We start from the raw sequence: 13,605 nt of genomic DNA, 5'->3' as shown, positions 1-13,605 counted from the left end.
CACAGGTAGACGGGCATCGAATGAAGGGCCAACGGAAAACAGGACAAGCCACAGAGCCAATGGATCCCATCTGAGCACGGCCAAAAAAGGTCGGATCGGAATTTGGATCGCTCTTGCGGCCAAGTTAGCGGCACCGGTCCGGGCCCGGTTCGCAGTCGGGGCCGCGCTGGCATGCCCCGAAGAACTTCACTGACGGCGCCACGGAAGGCCGGAATGTCATCATCGGCCACGGCCATCGCGGCACCTGGGCCCGTCAGCCCGTTTCGGTAATTCCTGAAGCAGCGAGGACTCTTCGGGTGCGTTCCAGTCCTTGCCGGCAGACCCGTGCCAGGCGTTCTTGTCCGGCTGTGCGGTACAGATCGTACGCCCAGTCCAGCTCCACGGCCGCGTCCCGGTACCTGCCTTCGTCCAGAAAACGCCGGCCGATCTCGTACCGGACCAGCGCCTCCATGGTCGGGGTCCGCGCGAGCTGTAGGGCTTCCTCCTGGAGGAGGGCCGCCTCGTGCCACTGGTACTGATACCAGCGGGCATGGGCGAGCACTAGGAGGGGCCGGAACCTGTCCCTCGCTCCGTCCAGCAGTTCCTGGCCCTCGACGGCAGCCTGGTCGCTGCGGCCCAGCAGGGACAGCGCCCAGACGCGCTCCACGCTGGGGTACTCCCCCAGCCGGGCTTTCATCGCCGCCCGATCTACAACAACCTCGCGAAGGGTGCGCGGGTCTATCTGCCAGAGCTCTGCCGCAGGGCCGGCCGACCTGCCGCCGTTTTCGAAAACACCCGGCGTCATCAGTTGCCAACTCAAAGCCATCACAAGCCAAGGATTCCACACTCAACCCAAATCGTCAGGCGGCCGGAACCTGTCTCGCCGGCGGTGCCCTCCGCCCCCCGACGATGACCATCCACCACAGCCGGGGCCAAAGAGGCGAAACAATGATGGGAAGAGCCTGCCCGCTCCCTGAACGGGGGGCACCCTCATCGACGCCCGCGAACTCATCGGCCCTCATGCCCATCATCACCGGAGGCAAACGCCGTCGCCTTCGCGGTGCGGGGCGGTGCCGGCTTCCGGGGCTTCACGGTCTGTGGTGCCCGTGGCCTGAAGTGACGGTACGGGAGTCGCTTTGGGTTCCTCGGTCGCCGGGGCGAATGGAACCGGGTCTTCTCTGCCGGCACAGCAGTCTCTTCCTGTACCGGCGTTTCCGGTGGACCGGCCGCGTCCTCGACGGGTGTTCCGCTTGCGGCAGGGGGCTCGGATGCCGGCGTCTGCGCGGTGGCAGGCGTGGAGGGTGCGGGTGCCTCCGGGGCCGGCGTTGCCGGGGCGGACGGGCTGAGCGCGGATGTGTCTGCCGGGCCCGGCGCCGCAGGGCTGGCCGTGACGGCCGGGGTGTCGCGGCTGCCGGGAAGGGTGGTGGTGGTGGCAAATGCTGCGGCGCCGCCGCCAAGGGCGATGGCGCCTGCTGTGATCGATGTGATCAGGAATTTGCTCGTGGCAAGGGTTGTCAGAATAGGCATGGAGACCCCGGAATTCTCGTCGTGATTGCTCATGGGATTCTTCTCGGACCGGGGTGCGGCCGCCTCACCGGGTCCCTCAGATCCTGGACGCCCGGAACTAACCCGGGCACAGTCCCTCCCCGGAATCACCCCTGCGCAGCTCCTTCGGTCGTTCTTTCAGTTCCTGTTCACCTCCTGCCTCCGGGGATGCCGATCTCCGGAGGCAGCATCAGCTTCCTCTGCAGGGGCCGGCTCCCGGGCCTCTGGAGTGTCTGCGTCCCTGGACATGGCCGCCACGCAGTTAGGGCCTGGCGGCCGCCGGCAGGGACGGCCCGGTGGTTGGCGCGCGGCAGCCGGGTTTTCCTTGACCTGTCCGGGCGGCGGGCGCGAGACTTGGGGAGTGAACACAGACGAGGAATTGCGGGCCGTTGGGAATGTGGTAGACCGGCTCGCGGAACGTTTTCCGGACATTTCCCGCTCCAGCATTGAAGAGGCGGTGCGGGAGGAACATAGGGCGTTGGAGGGTGGCCGGGTCCGGGACTATGTGCCGGTCCTGGTGGAGCATGCAGCCAGGGCGCGTCTGTCCCGGTGAGCCTGCCCCGGGCGGCAGGGTGGTCCGTTCAGAGTGAGTAGCGCCGGGACCGTCCGGGGACGAAGTCCCTCACCAGGGAGATCCGGCCGGTCACCATGACGGTGAACCATTGTCCGGAAGACTGGTCCAGGCCCGCGAACCGCCCGGGTTCGGTCTGGATGAGCACGATCGTGGCGTTGTCGCTGGTGTGGAACAGGTTCCACCTGCCCGCTGTCCGGCTTCCCGCGACGTAGCCGCGGGTCTGGAGGTCATAGACGTGGACGCGGTCCTCGGTCACTTCCCCGCTCATCATGATGAGTTGTCCGGTTTCCACATCCCTGATGAGCCGGGCGTTGGAGTGCGTGCAGATTCGTCCGGTGATGTAGGCGATTGCCCGTTCACGGTCTTCAATCATCAAGGCCCCCGAATAGGTCTCCGGAACCCCACAGTGAGGCTGCTGTCCGCCATGGCTTCCTGCCACCGGGCGGCCGGCACTGCTGACCGGACTATCGCATCATCCGGCGAAAGCCTGTGAGCCAAAAGAACGCCGCACGAACAAAGCGTTACGTGGGAATGAAAGTTCAGAATTCCAGGCCCTGACGTGGGGTTCCGCAGCGCCACGGTGGGCGGCCGGGGTCCCGCCTCAGCCTAAGATTGGCAGGGCGACAGACGGGGGTCCACTGGGCCCGCGTGGGCTTCGCACCAGCAACGTCACCACTGCTCTGCCCTGGCGCCCAGCCATCGGGGACTGCAGCCCCGGCCCACCACCAGGGACCGGGTTGCTCCTCCTGTAATTCACTCTGAAGAGATCGGAACATCCGCCGTGGCATGGACCCCGGACCGCAGGTCATTTCTTCTGGCGGCCACCATGGCACTGGCCGGCTGCGCTCCCTACCGCCCGGAAACCGGGACTGCCGGAACCGGGCAAGATGCTTCCGCAATTAATGCGGCGGCCGGAATCGCGGCCCCCTCTCCGGCACCGGCAGCGGCCCCTCTGTCCTCGGACGTCGTCGGTGAGCCAGTGAGAGTGCTGACCCGGGACGAGGTGACCAGGACCTTTGCCGGACACGCTGCGACGTACTGGGGACTGGAGGCACCCGGGGTGCTGACCCGGCTGCCCTCCACGAATGCGGGGGTGGCACTCACTTTTGATTTTTGCGGCGGGACCAGCGGCAACGGCGCCGACCTGGCGCTCCTAGCCCTGCTGCGGCAGCAGCACATCCCGGCCACCTTGTTCCTGAATTCCCGATGGATCACTGCAAACCAGGCCCTAGCCAAAGACCTTGCCGGTGACCCGCTCTTCGAACTCGGCAACCATGGAACCTCCCACCACCCCCTCTCCGTCACCGGCAAGTGCGCCTACGGAATCCCCGGCACCGGGAACCCCGGCGAGGTCTACGACGAGATCATGACCAACAACGAACGCCTCACCGACCTCACCGGAGTCCGGCCCCGCTACTTCAGAGCAGGTACCGCGTACATGGATGAAGTCTCCGCCGACATCGTCCGTTCCCTGGGCCTGATCCCGGTCGGATTCACCATCAACGGCGACGCCGGCGCCACGTTCCCCGCCGCGACGGTTACCCGCGAGATCACCCGGGCACGGGCAACTGACATCGTCATCGCCCACGGCAACCACCCCGCCGGCGGCACGGCCCCCGGGCTCGCGCGTGCCCTGGCGCTCATGAAGGACCGCGGCGAAACCTTCCTCCCGCTCCCCCAAACCAGCAGCATCTGAACACTCTGGCGGTTCGGTCCTACGCCCCAAGCATCCTAGACATCTATCCGGCCATCCCGGCCTGGAAGTGAAACCCCGTCCGGATTCACGAACGCACGAATGCCAGCATCTGCCCGCCGGGCCCCAACGGGCCGTGGATACCCGTGTCCGAGCGGCGGCTTGCCGTTGGTTGAATACCGCGGCATTTCGGGGGAACGTGCGGTGAACACTGTATGAACGGACCCGCTATCGGCCCGGACTGTAACCGTTCCGTGATCTACTTTGGGGCGTGAACTCTACCCATCAGTAACTTCCTTGCCCTGCTTTCAACCGGCCAGCCGGCCGGCAGGGCAGGTGCCGCCGTCCTCTGCGCAGCCGCAGTCCGGGCAACAACCGGGAAATGGCCGCCACTGCCGCGGCCGCCGGAACGGCGAGGCGTAACCTTTCCGGCCCCGGGATCGATTACCCGTGTGGCTAACCCAGACACCCTGGTGGCGCTGAAGCCGGACCTGACAATGAAGGAATCAGACGTGAACTTTTCGAGACGTAATTTCCTGGGTGTGGCCGGTACTGCCGCCGCCACCGCCTTAGCCACCGGCAGCACGCTGCGGGCGGCCACGGCCGCCACGCCTGCCCTGCCGGCCGCGGCGGCTTCCGGGATCGACCACATCATTGTGGTGATGATGGAGAACCGTTCCTTTGACCACTTCCTCGGCTGGATGCCCGGTGCGGACGGCAAACAGGCCGGGCTGAGTTACACGGACCGCTACGGCATCCCGCACACCACCCACCACTTGGCGGATTTCCAGGGTTGCGGCCACCCGGACCCGGACCACTCCTACGAGGGCGGCCGGATCCAGTACAACGACGGCAAGAACGACGGCTGGCTCCGGGCAGGGGAGAACGACGAGTTCGCCGTCGGCTACTACGAGGGCGCCGACCTGGATTTCTGGCGCCAGGCGGGACCGGACTGGACGGTCTGCGACCGGTACTTTGCCGCCACGATGGCCGAAACCTACCCGAACAGGTTCTACCAGCACGCTGCCGCAACGGACAGGCTTCATAACTCCACCGTGACGTCCACGCTCCCGACCATCTGGGACCGGCTGTCCACCCCCGGAGTGTCCGGCAAGTACTACTACGGCGATATCCCCTTCACCGCTCTTTGGGGTCCGAAGTACCTCGGAATCTCGCACCACTACTCCGAATTCCTCACGGACTGTGCCGCCGGCAGCCTCCCGGCAGTGTCTTTCGTGGACCCACGCTTCACCGATGAGGGCTCCGGCACCTCGGGGGATGACCACCCGCACGCGGACATCCGCGCCGGCGAACTCTTCCTGGCAGAGGTTTACAACGCCGTCACCACCGGCCCGGGTTGGGCCAGCACGATGCTGGTGATCAACTATGACGAGTGGGGCGGCTTCTACGACCACGTCCCGCCGGCCAGCGCCCCGGACACGAGTCCGGACACGGCGCTGCGCGGCTTCCGGGTGCCCTCCGTAGTGATCTCACCGCGCGCCCGACGACGGTACGTCGCCCACGACGTCTACGACCACACCTCGGTTCTGAAGGCCATCGAGTGGCGGTGGAGCCTGCCGCCGCTGACGCCGCGGGACAAAGCCGCCCGGAACATTGCAGAGGTGCTGGATTTCAGTGCAGCCCCTAACCTTGCCGCCCCCAGGTACCTTGTCCCGCCGTTCGTGACGGGACCTGCCTGCACCCCCGTCGGGCCGCCGCCAGCCGAGGAATGGTCCGGCCTGAAAGAGAAAGCACTCGCCGACGGATGGACACTCCCGTGAGCCCCAAAACAAAGCACCCGACGACGCCGACTGCAGGATCCCGCCAGCGCAGCCGCCGGCTGACCCTGCGCGCCTCCGCCGCGGCCGCCGTCCTGCTCGCCGCAGCGGCAATTGCCTCCGGACCTGCCCAGCCGCCTGCCACAGCAAGCGCTCCGACGGCCACGCAGGCCCAGAGCTATCTGCCCGGAGCCAAGCACGTCTTCGTCATCAACCTCGAGAACAAGGGCTACGACGAGACCTGGAGTCCGGCGTCGGCCGCCCCATACCTCTCCCAGACCCTCCGGGCCCAGGGGGTGCTGCTGAACCAGTACTTCGGCACCGCGCACAACTCCCAGCCCAACTACGTGGCACAGATCTCCGGACAGGGGCCGAACCCGCAGATGCAGGCCGACTGCCAGAGCTACACACCGTTCGTCGGCACCGGCACGGCCAGTCCCGGCCAGGCCGTCGGCGACGGCTGTGTCTTCCCGGTCGGCGTCCCCACCGTGGCCGGCCAGCTGACCGGAGCCGGCAAAACGTGGAAGGGCTATATGGAGGACATGGGAACTTCCTGCCGGCACCCCGCACTGGGCGCTGTGGATGACACGCAGAAGGCCAAGGTCGGGGACCAGTACGCGGCGCGCCACAATCCGTTCGTCTACTTCGCCGGGATCACCGGCTCACCGGAGTGCGCGAAGAACGACGTCGACCTCGCCGCCCTCAAGACGGACCTCACCTCCGCTGCCACCACCCCGAACCTGTCGATGATCACGCCGAACCTCTGCCACGACGGGCACGACTCCCCCTGTGTCGACGGGCAACCGGGCGGTCTGGCCAGCGCCGACCAGTGGCTCAAGCAGTGGGTCCCGGCCATCACCTCGTCCCCGGCATTCAAGCAGGACGGCATCCTGGTGATTACGTTCGACGAATCCGACGGCCCGCAGTCCGATGCTGCCGCCTGCTGCGGGGAAGGCCCCGGGCCGAACTCACCGCTTCCGGGCATTACCGGAATGGGCGGGGGCCGGGTCGGTGCGCTGGTCCTCTCCCCGTTCACCAAAGGCGGCACCTGGTCCACCACCCCGTACAACCACTACAGCCTGCTCGCCAGCATCGAAGAGACCTTCGGCCTGCCCTACCTTGGGTATGCCGGGACGCCGGGGCTGAACCGCTTCGGACTCGACGTCTATAACGCCAAGGTCTAACGCCGGAACACGACCGGCGTAAAGGACCGGTTCGAGGAACACCGTGTTGACGCTGAATCCTGCCTGCCGCCCCCGGCAGGCAGGATTCAGCGGTATCCCCGATCCCCAGGATCACGGCCTCCCGGATGCCCGCGGCCGGTGATGAGATTCAAACGAGGCATTACGGCCGTGCTGACGATGTCCCCGGGGCACCGGTTCCTGTGGTGTCAGGCAGCCTCGGCGGTCCCCCGGAGCCTGACGGTTTGCGCCACCCGCGTTGTGGCGGACACGACGGCTTCCAGCCCGATCACGTCCAGGTCCGAGAGCCGGTGCGCATCGTGCTGAAGCTTCATAAATGCCTGCGCCCGGTCCTCGTGCTCAAGCATTGCCGGGGCCCCGGGCCGCCCCACGGCGAACGCGTCGCACCGTTGATGTATTGCGGCGGCCTCAGCCTTGAGGCGTTCGGCCAGTTTCGCTTCGAGGACCGCGTGGCTGGACGCATTTTCCGGGGTGGTCGCCAGGATGAGGAGGTCTCCGCCGGCTGCTGCCGCGCTGCGTTCGGCCTTATTTACCGCTGCACGGTGGAATCCGGTGTCAGGAATGCCCCACACCCCGTCGGAAACACGCACGGCACCGCCATCACTGAGCTCTGCGTAGACGCGGCGCCGATGCCGGGGTGCGGCCCGGCCCAGCCGTACGATCAGAATCAGCCACGTCATGCCACGACCGTATCCGCCAACACCCCAGGATTCTGCGTGCCGTCACGCGCCTATGCCAAACCGTTAGCGGACCGCCTCCGCCTCCCGGCCGGGATACCCTGTCCGATATGGACTGCCTTGAGGCACACACACTCATCGATGCCGGGAACTCCGCCGTCTGGGAGATCCTCACCGACAGCGGAAACTTCCCGGTCTGGGATTCCGGGATCATCGCCATCAGCGGGGAAGTACGAAATGGTGGCACCATCAAGATCCGCACCCGTGCGCGGGGCCGGACCCGCCTGCGGGTTGAACAAGTTCCCGGAAAAGTGATGACCTGGACCAGCGGAGCACCGCCGTGGTACTCGTTTGTTCGCACCTTCATCCTGACGCCGGAAGCCGGAATGACCCGCCTGACGGTCAAAGACGAACTTGGACCCCTGGGCCGACTCGTCGGCTCACCCTGGGCCGTCACGACGGAAATTCTGACCGGCTTCACCGCGGCAGCCAAACAACGCGCGGAAATCCTCAATTGAACCCGGGCCGCCCCGGCCCCACTGTTTGCCAGGCCTGGTCCGGCCGATTGAGGGACCACGACGAATGTCCTGACGTGTCGCCGGACCAACGGCTTCCGGACCCTGGGGAATGTCCGAAGGCGGCGCAGGGCCCTGCGGGAGATGCTGACGGCCGGCGCATTGTTGGACCGCGGCCCGGCCGGGTTCGCCGTGCGATCTGCTGCAATGGGTTAAATCCGGATTATTGGCATGGTGTATGTTTTCTGTTCGCTTTCATCGGGTAATAAGGGTCAGTGACTAATGAGCCCGATATGCACGTCCGGGCCCCGCGCCCGGCGGAACCCGTGATTGGCGACCTCGGCTGCGGGGCCCTGGTCCTCCCCGGTGATACACCCTCCGGTGAGATCGAGGCACTGTTCCGGGCCGACCGTGCGCTTCGGGCTGTGGTCATCAACGATGCCGGAATACCGTCCCTGTTGACGCGGGCCCAACTGGACCACCGGATGACGGGGCGTCTGGGCTACGGGCGGGCACTCAACGCCAGGGTCGAGGCAACGGATCTCCTCCCGCCCCCCGGCACCTTACTCCCGCCGTCCCTGGACCTTCGGGCCGCTGCCGCTGTGGTCCTGGCCAGGCAGGAACAGCACCGGTATGAAGATTTGCTAGTGCTCGCGGCGGATGGACCGCGCATCGTTCCGGTGTCCGAAATCTTCGAAGGTCTCTCGGTCCTGTTCCGGCAGGCAGCGCTGCACGACCCTCTGACCGGCCTGGCCAACAGAAGGCACCTTGAAGAGCAAGGTCCGCCGCTGGTGGGCGCCACCGACTCCGATTCGTCCCCGACGGCAATCCTGTATGTGGATCTGGATGATTTCAAGATCACCAACGACACCTTCGGACACCGGACCGGCGATGCCGTGCTGGCCGAGTTTTCCGCACGGCTCCGGGCGTGCACGAGGCCAGCGGATCTGGTGACCCGGCTGGGCGGGGACGAATTCGCCGTGCTGCTCGTGGACGTGGATGAGGCCACAGCACGCTCCATCGCGCAACGGATCCTGGCATCGCTTGCTGAACCCCTGACCCATGACGGGCACGACCTCAGGCTCACCGCCACCCTGGGCCTGGCCATGTCCACCGACATCGACGACGGGACCCCGGCCGCACGCCTGGAGGACCTCCTCCGCCTCGCCGACACCGCCATGCTTCAGGCAAAACACGACGGCAAACGCCGGCTGGGCCGCATCGACCCCTGCCGGCCCGCCGCCCGCTTCGCCCGCCAGGCGCTAATCCGCCGCCGGCTGCCCCACGCCCTGGCCAACGCAGGCTTCAGCCTCCACTACCAGCCCTTCATGAACATCTCCACCGGCTCCTGCACTGCCGTGGAGGCACTGCTGCGCTGGGAGGACCAGGAGCTCGGCAAAGTCTCCCCCGTTGAGTTCATCCACGTCGCCGAACACACCGGGGACATCCACGCCATCGGCCGGTGGGTCATTGATACCGCCTGCGCCCAGGCCCGGCGCTGGGCCGACGCCGGTAGCCCCCGTGCGATTTCCGTGAACATTTCCCCGGTCCAGCTCGCCGCCGGAAACCTGGTCCACGATCTCCAGGCCGCCCTGCGCCGGCACGGAGTACCGGCGTCCCTGGTGAACATCGAGATCACCGAGACCGCCGCCATTACGGATCTCCCGTCCGCCGCGGCACAGCTACAGGCACTCATCGACGCCGGCATCGGCGTCGCCCTCGATGACTACGGCACGGCCTATTCCTCCCTAGCCATGCTGCGCGACCTGCCCCTGACCGGACTGAAGCTCGACAAGTCCTTTATCGACTTGATCGACACCGACCCCACCTCCGCCATCCTCGTCGCCGGCATCATCACCACGGCCAAGGCCATGAGCCTCACCATGACAGCCGAAGGCGTGGAAAGAGACGCCCAGCTCGCCGTGCTGCGTCAACTGGGCTGCGACAACGCCCAGGGCTACCTCATCTCCGTCCCGCTCCCCGCACAGGAAATCGACCTGACCCAGAACACCCGAACAGCGGCTGCCGGCTATGGTCCACCCGGGTGGACCATCCCCCGGGCGCCCCAAACCCGCCCCGACCCTGTTCATACACCGTTCACAGCCAGTCCGTAGGCTCAGCGGCATGAAGGATTTCCTGGAAAGCGTCGACTCCCTCCCCGCCGCTCCCGTATCGGACTGGACCCGCCTGCGTTCCGGTCAGACGGTGACGGTGGCCGAACATGGGCAGGCGGCCTGCACCGGCACCATCGACGGTGTAACCTCCGACGCGTCGATCCTCTGGGTACGCCTGCCCGGAATCGCCCCGCGCCGGATGCTCCTGCACACCGACCCGGTGGACATCCGGCCCGCCCACTAGCCAGGCCGCCACCGGGCCACCTGCCCGGTAGGTGCCGACCCGGACCGTGCACACTTCAGCGCCCAGGGCCGCCCCTCCCGCCCTCGGCGGCGCTGATGGCAGACCGGACGCCGCATCCAGCGGAACAACATCCAAGGAATCAGCGTCCAGCAACCTGAGGCAGCGCACGCACTCCTGCCCCGCACCGGTGAGGGCATCCGGTACGCCAGGGCCGGCATCATGGTCACTGACCTTCGACCACCCGGCACCCGGGGCCCGCTCGGTGGCATCATCCGTTGCCCCTTCAGCACAGTTCCGAGGACCTTGACAATCTTGTGAGCGCATTCAAAGACGTGCCGGACTGCTCGGCCGGCATCCCCGGTTCAGGGCACTCCCCTGCTGCTGGCAACTTCGAAGCCATCGCTAGGAGATCCCTGCTTGGACGCCCGTTATGGGCCCAGGTGCGGGATGACCATGACGGGTCTGGGCTGCGAGCGTGTGAGGGAGATACTGACAGAACCTTCCAGCAACCGCGTCATTCCGGCCAGGTTACCGGGCCGCTGGCCGCCGACGATCAGCATCGAAGCGTCCGTGCTTTCAGCCAGCCGGGTCAGCGCTTGGGAGACTTCTCCGTTGAGCACCCTGAAAGTCCATTCCTGTCCGGGAGGGCCCAGAATGTTCCGGAGTCTGTCCAGGATTTCCGAGGCCGGGAACTCCGTTTCCCGGTTAGGCGCCGGATCGAGCGAGGCTCCCACCCGTGAGGTGGTTGGCTCCCACTCGGTCAGGTAGCTCGCCGGATCCACAAATGCGCAGATAAGGTGCACGCCCAGGATCGCGGCCAGGTCTTCACCGGCCCGGATCAGCAGGTCAGTCGGCTGCCAGGGGACGCCCAGCACCACCGGACCTCCGGCCCACATTTTCAGCCTCCCTCGGGCCGATAGGCAGGGAATCGGACGAGCGGCGTGCGGGTCACCGTCCGTTCGAACCGGCGGGGGGTTGGCGGCTTCATGTCATGTGCCGATCCGTGCGGTGGCGGCGGGGCAGGCGGGAAGACGTCCATAACCGTCAGGATAGCCACTGGATTCCCCGCGGCGGGGCCGCCTGGCAAGAATCCGCATCGTCCACCGGCCGCCCGGTCAGTCTTTACGGGGGTGGATGGCTCCGACAGTTGTAGGTCGGTCGGGATCTGTTCCCAGGGACCGCTGGGCTCCGGCTGCCCGCCGGCAACGCGATGAGCGCCCTAACAGAGGGGTTTGTTCGCAGCCGGGCATCTTGACGAACCCGGCTGGGGTGATCACGCAAGGGCGCCTGCCTGCGGTGATGTCCGCGGCCATGCGCCTTCGCCGATTGTTCATGCGCCGGTCGTTGAGGCCCGACGCCGAGGCCAGCAAAGTGGAACCATGACAACGCAGAACAGAGACACCGCCCACGCGTTGGCCTGCGACTCGTGCGGTCAGTTACCCCACCCGGCAAAGGCGCGGCTCACCCTTGCCAACGTCGCAGCCATGCTGCCGATAGAACTTGTAGTGCACGCCGCCGTGGTCGACACGGAGATGCCTTACCTGCTGAAGGTACTGGTCCTGACTTTGACGGCCACCACTCTGGTGATCTGGGTGGCCGAGCCCTCGGTCCGTCACGCTTTGCGGGGTTGGCTGCACGCACCAGCCCTGCGCCACCGGCGCCGGCTGCACGAGTCCGGAGCCCTGTGGCGCGTCCGCACCCTGATTGATGACGATCCGGAAGGGCAGGAAAAGCTTGCCCGGGGCGTCTCCGGCGTCGGAGCCGACATCCTCGTACGCCGGCGCCACCACGTCCCCGGAGGGGTTCTGGACGAACTGGTAGTAGCCGCGCCGGACGATGTCACCGACACCGACCTGCTCGCCGCGGCTGGGGAGGGCGGGGGCCGTGATGTTCGCGCGTGGCCGGCAACAGCCCTGGCCGTGGCCGACGGCCAGACGAAGGCTCTGGCCCTGGCCCTGAGGGTCGCGGAAGACCCGGACGAACTTCAACTAGCGGTCGCCGAACTGCTGGACGCTGAACCGGTCGCGAATCCCGATCGTCCCATCAACCCCGTCGAGGACTGCACCAGAGCCCATGACGGCGGACCGGACTGTGACGGGACCCTGCTGAAGATCCCGTCACCCTTGCACGAACCCTTGCGATTTTCACGCCCCCATGCACCGTTCACGCCGGCCGAATCCGCCCGCGCGCACCGGCTGGCAGAACTCGCCGAACTCACCGAACTTTCACGCAAACACACCATCCGTGCCCTGCAGTAGAACCAGAACGGTCGAGAGTCGCGCGGCGTTGTTGAGTAACCTGGGATACTTCGTTGTGCGCACTAACGGCTGCTGGTTCCAGGCAGCCAGTACTGCAACGATGGCATCGTGAACAAGCCCATCGGATACTGGGTCAAACGGCTGGATGCGTCACTGGAGACCCTACTCGACTCCACGCTCTCCCAACTGTCCCTGACCAGAAGGCAGTGGCAGCTGCTTAATGCGCTTCGCCCGGCCCCCCTCACGCCGACTGAAGTAGGAGATGTCTTGCGCCCGTACACCTCAGCGGACGGCGGCAACACCCGGGAACGGGACATGGCCGCGCTCGTTCGCAGAAGGCTCGTGTTCCTGCTCGATGGCCGCCTCGCGCTGACCGGGGCTGGATCCGCCCTGCACGCCGAGGCCGCACTGCTGATGGAAGCCAGCCGACGTGAGCTGACGGCGGGAATCGGTGCGGATGAGTACGCGATCGCTCTCAGCGTCCTCGAGCGCATGAATAACAATGCAGACCGGCTTACCGCCGGCTAAGCAGGATACCGGGCCTATGCCCCGGCAGCCCGGTCGGAACGCTCTCGGTTTTGATACCCGGAAGGCTCACTCCCGGAAATACAGAGCACCTATGCGCACCGGGCTTCGGACTCCAGCACGGTAAATTCGATCGAATCCTTGTCGGTGGGGAGCCTGCGCGGCGCGTTACCTGAGAAGAAGATCCAAACGGCGTTGGCCCCATCGGTGGCCAATTCATCAACGACGCCGATGCCCAGGTCCTCGTCACCATCCCGAACACGGACCGCCTGCCCACGCTTCAGGTCACTCCCGTGAACATTCCTGCCAGACTTACCTTCGAAGTTCATGGCGGCGCCTTCCCATAAACGGAACAGATCCTCCACAGGATAGGTGCTCCCGGTAAACCTCCGGTGACCAGCGTTTCCCTGGCGCTCAGCCAGCAGGACGGATACCTGATGGCTGAAAGGCACCGTCCCTGAGGGATCGCCGGTTCGCTGCCCCACCGCCCGCGACCCGGGG

The 13,605-nt window shown here is 66.4% G+C and carries 15 protein-coding genes; 9 read left to right on the top strand and 6 right to left on the bottom strand.

Annotation, left to right across the window (positions count from 1 at the left end; all coding sequences use genetic code 11):
- Positions 1-253 precede the first annotated feature (253 nt).
- On the bottom strand, positions 254-805 hold the full coding sequence (locus QCD75_RS05010; protein ID WP_301226490.1) for a hypothetical protein: 552 nt from the start codon (positions 803-805) through the stop codon (positions 254-256).
- Between the two features lie 182 nt (positions 806-987).
- A complete protein-coding gene (locus QCD75_RS05005) occupies positions 988-1,539 on the bottom strand; it encodes a hypothetical protein (RefSeq protein ID WP_301226306.1) in 552 nt (183 codons plus the stop codon).
- A gap of 346 nt (positions 1,540-1,885) precedes the next feature.
- Here QCD75_RS05005 and QCD75_RS05000 point away from each other — a divergent pair, with 346 nt between their 5' ends.
- Complete coding sequence (locus tag QCD75_RS05000) at positions 1,886-2,077, top strand: three-helix bundle dimerization domain-containing protein (protein WP_301226304.1); 192 nt, start codon at positions 1,886-1,888, stop codon at positions 2,075-2,077.
- A 28-nt stretch (positions 2,078-2,105) separates the two neighbouring features.
- Here QCD75_RS05000 and QCD75_RS04995 read toward each other — a convergent pair whose 3' ends face one another.
- On the bottom strand, positions 2,106-2,474 hold the full coding sequence (locus QCD75_RS04995) for a hypothetical protein (protein WP_301226302.1): 369 nt from the start codon (positions 2,472-2,474) through the stop codon (positions 2,106-2,108).
- 405 nt (positions 2,475-2,879) lie between these two features.
- On the opposite strand from QCD75_RS04995, the gene QCD75_RS04990 reads away from it, so the two are divergent.
- The 3 genes from QCD75_RS04990 (at position 2,880) to QCD75_RS04980 (ending at position 6,753) form a co-directional block, all read left to right on the top strand.
- Positions 2,880-3,794 carry a polysaccharide deacetylase family protein gene (locus tag QCD75_RS04990; RefSeq protein WP_301226300.1) on the top strand — a complete coding sequence of 305 codons (915 nt, stop codon included), beginning with the start codon at positions 2,880-2,882 and terminating at the stop codon, positions 3,792-3,794.
- A gap of 449 nt (positions 3,795-4,243) precedes the next feature.
- Positions 4,244-5,572: an alkaline phosphatase family protein gene (locus QCD75_RS04985; RefSeq protein ID WP_301226298.1), complete on the top strand. Its 1,329-nt coding sequence runs from the start codon at positions 4,244-4,246 to the stop codon at positions 5,570-5,572.
- Positions 5,569-6,753 carry an alkaline phosphatase family protein gene (locus tag QCD75_RS04980; RefSeq protein ID WP_301226296.1) on the top strand — a complete coding sequence of 395 codons (1,185 nt, stop codon included), beginning with the start codon at positions 5,569-5,571 and terminating at the stop codon, positions 6,751-6,753. The genes QCD75_RS04985 and QCD75_RS04980 overlap by 4 nt, the downstream gene beginning before the upstream one ends.
- Positions 6,754-6,959: 206 nt before the next feature.
- On the opposite strand, the gene QCD75_RS04975 is transcribed toward QCD75_RS04980, so the two are convergent.
- Positions 6,960-7,451: a Chromate resistance protein ChrB gene (locus tag QCD75_RS04975; protein WP_301226294.1), complete on the bottom strand. Its 492-nt coding sequence runs from the start codon at positions 7,449-7,451 to the stop codon at positions 6,960-6,962.
- A 107-nt stretch (positions 7,452-7,558) separates the two neighbouring features.
- Here QCD75_RS04975 and QCD75_RS04970 point away from each other — a divergent pair, with 107 nt between their 5' ends.
- From QCD75_RS04970 to QCD75_RS04960, 3 genes are all read left to right on the top strand, one after another.
- Positions 7,559-7,966: an SRPBCC family protein gene (locus QCD75_RS04970; RefSeq protein ID WP_301226292.1), complete on the top strand. Its 408-nt coding sequence runs from the start codon at positions 7,559-7,561 to the stop codon at positions 7,964-7,966.
- A gap of 272 nt (positions 7,967-8,238) precedes the next feature.
- A complete protein-coding gene (locus QCD75_RS04965) occupies positions 8,239-10,077 on the top strand; it encodes a putative bifunctional diguanylate cyclase/phosphodiesterase (RefSeq protein ID WP_301226290.1) in 1,839 nt (612 codons plus the stop codon).
- 10 nt (positions 10,078-10,087) lie between these two features.
- Positions 10,088-10,321, top strand: coding sequence for a hypothetical protein (locus tag QCD75_RS04960; protein WP_301226288.1), 234 nt, complete (start codon positions 10,088-10,090; stop codon positions 10,319-10,321).
- Between the two features lie 428 nt (positions 10,322-10,749).
- Here the strand turns inward: QCD75_RS04960 and QCD75_RS04955 are convergent, their stop codons facing one another.
- A complete protein-coding gene (locus QCD75_RS04955; protein ID WP_301226286.1) occupies positions 10,750-11,217 on the bottom strand; it encodes a universal stress protein in 468 nt (155 codons plus the stop codon).
- A gap of 483 nt (positions 11,218-11,700) precedes the next feature.
- On the opposite strand from QCD75_RS04955, the gene QCD75_RS04950 reads away from it, so the two are divergent.
- Complete coding sequence (locus tag QCD75_RS04950) at positions 11,701-12,579, top strand: amino acid-binding protein (protein WP_301226284.1); 879 nt, start codon at positions 11,701-11,703, stop codon at positions 12,577-12,579.
- Positions 12,580-12,687: 108 nt separating this feature from the next.
- On the top strand, positions 12,688-13,107 hold the full coding sequence (locus tag QCD75_RS04945) for a MarR family transcriptional regulator (protein WP_301226282.1): 420 nt from the start codon (positions 12,688-12,690) through the stop codon (positions 13,105-13,107).
- Between the two features lie 89 nt (positions 13,108-13,196).
- Here QCD75_RS04945 and QCD75_RS04940 read toward each other — a convergent pair whose 3' ends face one another.
- Entirely contained in the window at positions 13,197-13,469 is a 273-nt protein-coding gene (locus QCD75_RS04940; RefSeq protein WP_301226280.1) for a hypothetical protein, read from the bottom strand.
- Between the last annotated feature and the right edge of the window lie 136 nt (positions 13,470-13,605).

Origin of the sequence: Arthrobacter sp. PsM3, assembly GCF_030433895.1 — a bacterium.
GTDB lineage: Bacteria > Actinomycetota > Actinomycetes > Actinomycetales > Micrococcaceae > Arthrobacter.
Note: the sequence above shows the minus strand (reverse complement) of the source record. Positions and strands in the feature narration are given on the sequence as shown.